This window comes from Rhodococcus sp. R1101 (assembly GCF_000278445.1).
GTDB lineage: Bacteria > Actinomycetota > Actinomycetes > Mycobacteriales > Mycobacteriaceae > Rhodococcus > Rhodococcus gordoniae.
The window spans coordinates 1-5,902 of record NZ_AJVB01000238.1 but is presented as its reverse complement, the minus strand read 5'-3'; the positions used below and the strand labels follow the sequence as shown (position 1 = coordinate 5,902).

Annotated in this window: 7 protein-coding genes; 3 read left to right on the top strand and 4 right to left on the bottom strand. The window is 68.5% G+C overall.

The genetic code is table 11. From position 1 onward, the window contains the following. A partial coding sequence (locus R1101_RS0114755; protein WP_016934174.1) for a hypothetical protein occupies positions 1–544 on the bottom strand: 544 nt, incomplete at its 3' end. Positions 545–627: 83 nt separating this feature from the next. Between R1101_RS0114755 and R1101_RS0114750 the strand changes: the two genes are divergently transcribed. After that, a complete protein-coding gene (locus R1101_RS0114750; protein ID WP_016934173.1) occupies positions 628–1,248 on the top strand; it encodes a TetR/AcrR family transcriptional regulator in 621 nt (206 codons plus the stop codon). Between the two features lie 6 nt (positions 1,249–1,254). Here the strand turns inward: R1101_RS0114750 and R1101_RS0114745 are convergent, their stop codons facing one another. Genes R1101_RS0114745 through R1101_RS0114735 form a run of 3 tightly spaced genes read right to left on the bottom strand, consistent with a single transcriptional unit; the run spans position 1,255 to position 3,418 of the window. Beyond that, a complete protein-coding gene (locus R1101_RS0114745; protein ID WP_016934172.1) occupies positions 1,255–1,950 on the bottom strand; it encodes a GntR family transcriptional regulator in 696 nt (231 codons plus the stop codon). Next, a complete protein-coding gene (locus tag R1101_RS0114740) occupies positions 1,937–2,677 on the bottom strand; it encodes a maleate cis-trans isomerase family protein (protein ID WP_016934171.1) in 741 nt (246 codons plus the stop codon). Before R1101_RS0114740 ends, R1101_RS0114745 begins: the two co-directional genes overlap by 14 nt. After that, positions 2,678–3,418: a maleate cis-trans isomerase family protein gene (locus tag R1101_RS0114735; RefSeq protein WP_016934170.1), complete on the bottom strand. Its 741-nt coding sequence runs from the start codon at positions 3,416–3,418 to the stop codon at positions 2,678–2,680. Positions 3,419–3,558: 140 nt separating this feature from the next. Between R1101_RS0114735 and R1101_RS0114730 the strand changes: the two genes are divergently transcribed. Further along, positions 3,559–4,473 (top strand): D-2-hydroxyacid dehydrogenase, encoded by a 915-nt coding sequence (locus R1101_RS0114730; RefSeq protein WP_051017552.1) that lies wholly within the window; start codon positions 3,559–3,561, stop codon positions 4,471–4,473. A 32-nt stretch (positions 4,474–4,505) separates the two neighbouring features. Next, on the top strand, positions 4,506–5,876 hold the full coding sequence (locus R1101_RS0114725) for an amidase (RefSeq protein ID WP_026003295.1): 1,371 nt from the start codon (positions 4,506–4,508) through the stop codon (positions 5,874–5,876). Positions 5,877–5,902 lie beyond the last annotated feature (26 nt).

The following is a 5,902-nucleotide window of genomic DNA, read 5'->3' as shown; positions in this document are numbered from 1 at the left end:
GCGAGCGAGCGACCACGGTGTTCCGCCGGAAGTGGAGACAGTCCCACGCGGCGTGGCCGAGCAACCCGAGTCCGACGGCCACTCCGGCCGGGACGGGGGCGAGCATCAGCGCAGCCACCGCGACGGCCCCGAATCCGAGCATGGCCACGGCCGACGGCCCGACGAGCATCGTCCGGCCGGCCGGGATGCGCGCGAGCCCGTAGACGGCGCCGGCGGCACCGAGAGCGACCATCACCCCTGTGACCGGCACCGGTATGCCGAAGGCGATGACGGCGACCTTGCCGATCCCGATCAGCACGACGGCGCCGAGGAACAACGGCCAGGCCGTACTGCGACGGCCCAGTACGGCCGCACCGAGATAGACGAGCGCCGCGCCGGTCAGGATCGCCGGGAAGTCGGTTCCCCCGTCCGCGAGGACGAAGGCGGCGAGGGCGACCGCGACGAGGCTCGGCCACCGGCGCAACACCCCTCGTAGCAGAACTTTCGGGCCGGCGCCCGCCGCAGGTCGATCGACGGGGACGGTGGTGATGCCGGAACTCGTCATGGCGATCCGCCTAAGTTGAACAGTGGTGTTCGATTTGTCGTCCAGCGTAACCTGAACACCGGTGTTCGACAAGAGGAGGATCCGTGACCACCGGTAAGACATCCCCCCGATCCGAAACCGTCCGACCGGGCTCCCCCCGCGTCAGGAAACGCGCGGACGCCGAACGGAACATCGAATCGATTCTCAAGGCCGCACGGATCTCTCTGAGCCGCAACCCCGACGCGAGCATCGGGGAGATCGCCGAGACCGCCGGCGTCGGTCGCGTCACGCTCTACGGCCACTTCCCCACTCGCGCAGAACTCGTCACGGCGGTGGTGCACCGCGCGCTCACCGAGGCGGAAGAGACCGTGGACCGGATCGACCTCACCGGCGACCCACGCGACGCCCTGCGCCGCCTGATCACCGGTTCGTGGTCGCTGACCGCGGACGCGGGGGCACTGCTCGCCGCCGCCGGACAAGTGCTGCCCGCCGAAGAGGTGCGTTCCGCACACGACGGCCTGCTCGCCCGCGTGACCGCCCTCATCGATCGCGGTCGAGCCGAGGGGGTCTTCCGCACCGACCTGCCGTCGCCCTGGCTGGCATCCGTTCTGCACAGCCTGGTCCATTGCGCCGCAGTCGAAGTCGCCGCCGGACGACTGTCGACGAAGGACGCCGCGGACTACATCGCCGCGACAGCCCTGTCGTCGTTCACCCCACCCGACTGACCGGCATCAGCGCGAGGCGATCACGCCGTCGACGTCCTGACGCTCGCGGAGCCGGTTCACCGTGTCGTGCAGATGCTCGTCGAGCAGTCGCCGCACATCGTCCCGGTCGGCGGTACGGATCGCGTCCCGGAGCACGACGTGCTCGTCCACCTGCACGTGCAGGTCGGGATAGGTGGTCTGCAACGCGCCGAGGCACATTCGCGTCTCGACGAGCAGGGTACGGGCAGCCCGTACGAGCCGCGGACTCTCCGCGCTCGACACGAGGATCTCGTGGAAGCGACGGTCGCCGTCCGAGACACCGGTGGCGTCCTCGCGCTCGGCGGCGGTGCGCATCTCGTCGATCGCAGGTTCGAGAGCCTTCCACGTCTGCTCGCGACGGCCGTTCAGCACCAGGTCGAGGGCGCCGCCCTCGATGACCCGGCGACTGCGGTAGATGTCGACGACGTCGTCGAAGGTGAGCTCGGTGACGAAGATCCCGCGATTGCGGATGCTGTAGAGCAGACCTTCGGACAACAACCGCTGCATGGCTTCTCGCAGCGGCCCCCGGGAGACCTGGAAGTGCGCCGCGAGTTCGGCTTCGCCCAGCTGCACGCCGGGGGCGAGCACACCCCGGACGATGGCCGACCTGATCTGCTCGGCGATGAGCTCGGCCGTGGACGGACGGGTGACAGGACGTAGATCTCCCAGATCACCGAGCACCATGATCGGTATCCTCCTCGAACAGCGAGCCCAGCTCCGGGCATCCCACTGTATATCCGGCGAGCTCCAGGCCGTGCCACACGGTGACCTGGTTGGCGGTGAGGACCGGCTTGCCGGTCTCCTTCTCGAGCTCCCGCACGATCCGCAGCGTGTGCATCGCGGTGTCGGGCACCAGCACCGCCTGGGCGTCGGGATGATCGTTGGTTCGCACGAATTCGAGCACCGCCTCCCCGGTCAGGGCGCCGACCTCGGCGGCGGTGTCGATGCCGGCATCCGCGAGCGACACGATGTCGATGCCGGCGTCCCCGAGGAAGGCGCCGAACAGGTCGGCGACGTCGCGCGGATAACTCGCCGCCACGGCCGTCCGGGTGATCCCGAGCGACCGGATCGCGGCGACGAACGCGATGCCGGTGCTCGTCGTGGGCACACCCCCGGCAGCCCGGGAGAGCCGCTCGATCTGAGTGCGTGCCCCCTCGGGCCCGTAGACGAAGCTGCCCGACGTGCACGCCCACACAAGGGCGTCGAGGCGCTCACCCGCGAACTGTGCCGCCCCTCCGGCGAGCCTGGCGGGGCTCCCCAGGTCGAGGAGTTCGGGAACGGCATGCAGGTCGGTGCCGTAGATGTGGGCGACGGGCAGGTTCACCCCCAGGAGTTCTGCGGCGAACGGATAGTCGTCCTCGGCGGCATGATCCGGATAGACGATCCCGACGGTCGGGCGGGCACGATGCATTCAGAACACTCCTCTCAACCACTTCCCCGGTCCGGTCATGGGCAGCTTCATCCGTCCCAGGCACGCCCAGATGGTGAGCTGGTTGGCCGTGAGAACCGGCTTGCCGAGTTCCCGCTCGAGCGGCGCGATCAGGTCGTAGGTCGGCAGGTTGGTGCAACTGACGAAGATCGCCTGGGCGTCCGGGGTGTCGGCCCCGATGATGTGCTCGGCGATGGTGCGGTAGTTGACCTTCCAGATGCCGCCGCCGAGCCCGAGATGTGACGACCGGACGACCTCGGTTCCGGCCTCCTCCAGGAAGCCGTGCAGCAGGTCGGTGAGTTCCCGGTCGTAGGGGGTGATCACCGAGATGCGGGTGAGGTCGAGCTTCCGGAGCGCTTCGAGGAGCGCCCCGGAGGTCGTCACCGCGCGCGAGGCACCCGCTTCGCAGATCGCGTCGCACAGGGCCTTCTCGTAGGTCACCCCGTTGACGAAACTTCCCGAGGTACAGAGGTACGCAACGACTTCCGGTTCCACCGAGAGGACGTCGCGGGTCGCGACCATCAGGTGCCGGCGGTCGGAGACCAGTTCGGCCATGGCACGGCTCACCGGCACCGGTTCGTAGGGGGTCCGAGCCAGGTGCAGACTGACCTCGAGCGGCGCCCATCGCCACAATTCTCGTTCCAGAGCGAGATCGAAGGGTGCGATCACACCGATGCCCCGCTGAGCCAGAGGACCTTCGAATTCGGGAATGTTCAGTTCCATACGGTCCCTCGGCTTCGTCGAGAGTTCCCTCAGCCTCGAGGATTGTTGACAATAATACGAGGCGCTCCTACGGTGTCAACGTGGATGCCGAGCCGGTCGTGACAGTGCTTCATGCCGAAGCCGTGCCGGACCGCGCGCGGATGACCCCGGTGGCCGAACACGCTGCGGTGCGCTATACCGACGCCGCCGGTCTGGCCGATGCGCTCGACGGTGCCGACATCCTGTTCGCGTACGACTTCCTCACCCATGCCCTGCCTGCGGCCTGGCATGCCGCGACATCCCTGCGATGGATCCACGTCGCCGCGGCCGGGGTCGACGCCCTCATGTTCCCCGAGTTGCGCGACAGCGATGTCGTCGTCACCAACTCCCGAGGCGTCTTCGACGGGGCCATCGCCGAATACGTACTCGCCCAGATCCTCTCGTTCGCCAAGGACATCCCCGAATCGCTGCGGCTCCAGCACGGGCACATCTGGAAGCACCGCGAATCCGAACGCATCGCCGGTCGCTCCGTGCTCGTCGTCGGCACCGGCCCGATCGGCCGTGCCATCGCGCGGCTGCTCTCCGCCGTGGGCATGACGGTCCACGGCTCCGGCCGACGGCCTCGCGACGACGACCCCGATTTCGGCAGCGTCACCGCGACCGCCGACCTTCCGGCCGCCGTCGCCGACGCCGATTTCGTCGTCGCCGCCGCGCCGCTCACGGAGCAGACCCGGCACCTGTTCGACGCCCGGATGTTCGCCGCGATGAAGCCGCAGGCCCGGTTCGTCAACGTCGGGCGTGGCGAACTCGTGCGCACCGACGACCTGGTCGAGGCACTGCGGGCCGGCACGATCTCCGGCGCCGCACTCGACGTGCTCGACGTCGAACCGCTCCCCGACGACCATCCGCTCTGGGACATGCCGAATGTCTCGATCACCCCGCACAATTCGGGAGATTTCGTCGGCTGGCGCGACGCGCTGGTGGACGTCTTCGTCGACAACTTCCACCGTCACCGCAGTGGCGAACCTCTTCGGAACGCGGTGGACAAGAAGCTGGGTTACGTGCCCGGCGCGTGAGAGTCGGCATCGTCCGACGAGAAGGAGGCACGATGGAGCCCACAGAGATGACCGCCGTCGAACTCGTGTCGGCCTTCTCCTCGGGCAAGTTGTCTCCCGTCGAGGTGACGCGAGCCGTGCTCGATCGGATCGCGGCGCACGACCGCGAGATCAACTCGTTCTGCCTCGTCGACGAGGAGAAGACCCTCGACCAGGCCCGTAGGTCCGAGGATCGGTGGCGGACCGGTTATTCGAAGGGTCTACTCGACGGGGTCCCCATCTCGATCAAGGACGTCTTCCTCACCGACGGATGGCCGACCCTGCGAGGTTCGCAGGCCGTCGACGAGAACCAGGATTGGAACGTCGACAGCCCGGTCGCGGCCCGGCTGCGGGAGGACGGGATGGTGTTGGTGGGCAAGACCACCACTCCGGAGATCGCATGGAAGGCGGTGACCGATTCGGCCCTGTACGGGGTGACCACGAACCCCGCCGATACGACGAAGACCGCCGGTGGCTCGTCCGGTGGCAGCGCGGCGGCGGTCGCGGCCGGCTTCGGTCCGTGCTCCGTCGGAACCGACGGTGGGGGCAGTATCCGCATCCCCGCATCGTTCTGCGGCGTCGTCGGATTCAAGCCCACCCACGGCCGGATCCCGATCTTCCCCGCCAGCCCGTTCGGGCCGCTCGCGCATGCCGGGCCGATCACCCGGACGGTCGAGGACGCGGCGCTGCTCACCGACATTCTCGCGCTGCCCGACCCCCGGGACCCGACTGCCCTCGCGCCACCCCTCGCGACCTTCCGCGGTGGCCTCCATCGTGAGGTGGTGGGGATGGACGTCGCCTACTCGAAGACCCTCGGATACGTCCACGTCGATCCCGAGGTGGGTGAGATCGTCGACCGGGCGGTCCACGTGCTCGACGAGGCGGGACTACGGGTGACCGCCGCCGATCCCGGTTTCACCGACCCGCTCGAAGCCTTCGAGAACCTCTGGGCGGCAGGCGCAGCCACGATGCTGAAGACCTTCCCCGAGGGCACGCGGGACAAGGTGGACCCCGGACTCGGACGCGTGTGGTCACACGGCGAACAACTCGGTGCCGTGGACTATCTCGAAGCCCGCGCGGTCGCGGCGGCGGTCGGCATCACGATGGGCATGTTCCACCAGAAGTTCAACGTTCTGCTCACCCCGACGGTGCCGATCCCCGCATTCGAGGCCGGCCACGACGTGCCGCCGGGTTCGTCGCTGACCTCGTGGCCGCAGTGGACCCCGTTCACCTATCCCTTCAATCTCACGCAGCAGCCGGCCATCAGCATTCCCGTGGGCACCACTTCGGCGGGTCTGCCCGTGGGTCTGCAGATCGTCGGGCCGCGGCACTCGGACGACCTGCTGCTCGCGGTGGCGAGATTCGCCGAGCACGCACTGAGCTGACCCGCCGAACGGCACCGCACATCGCG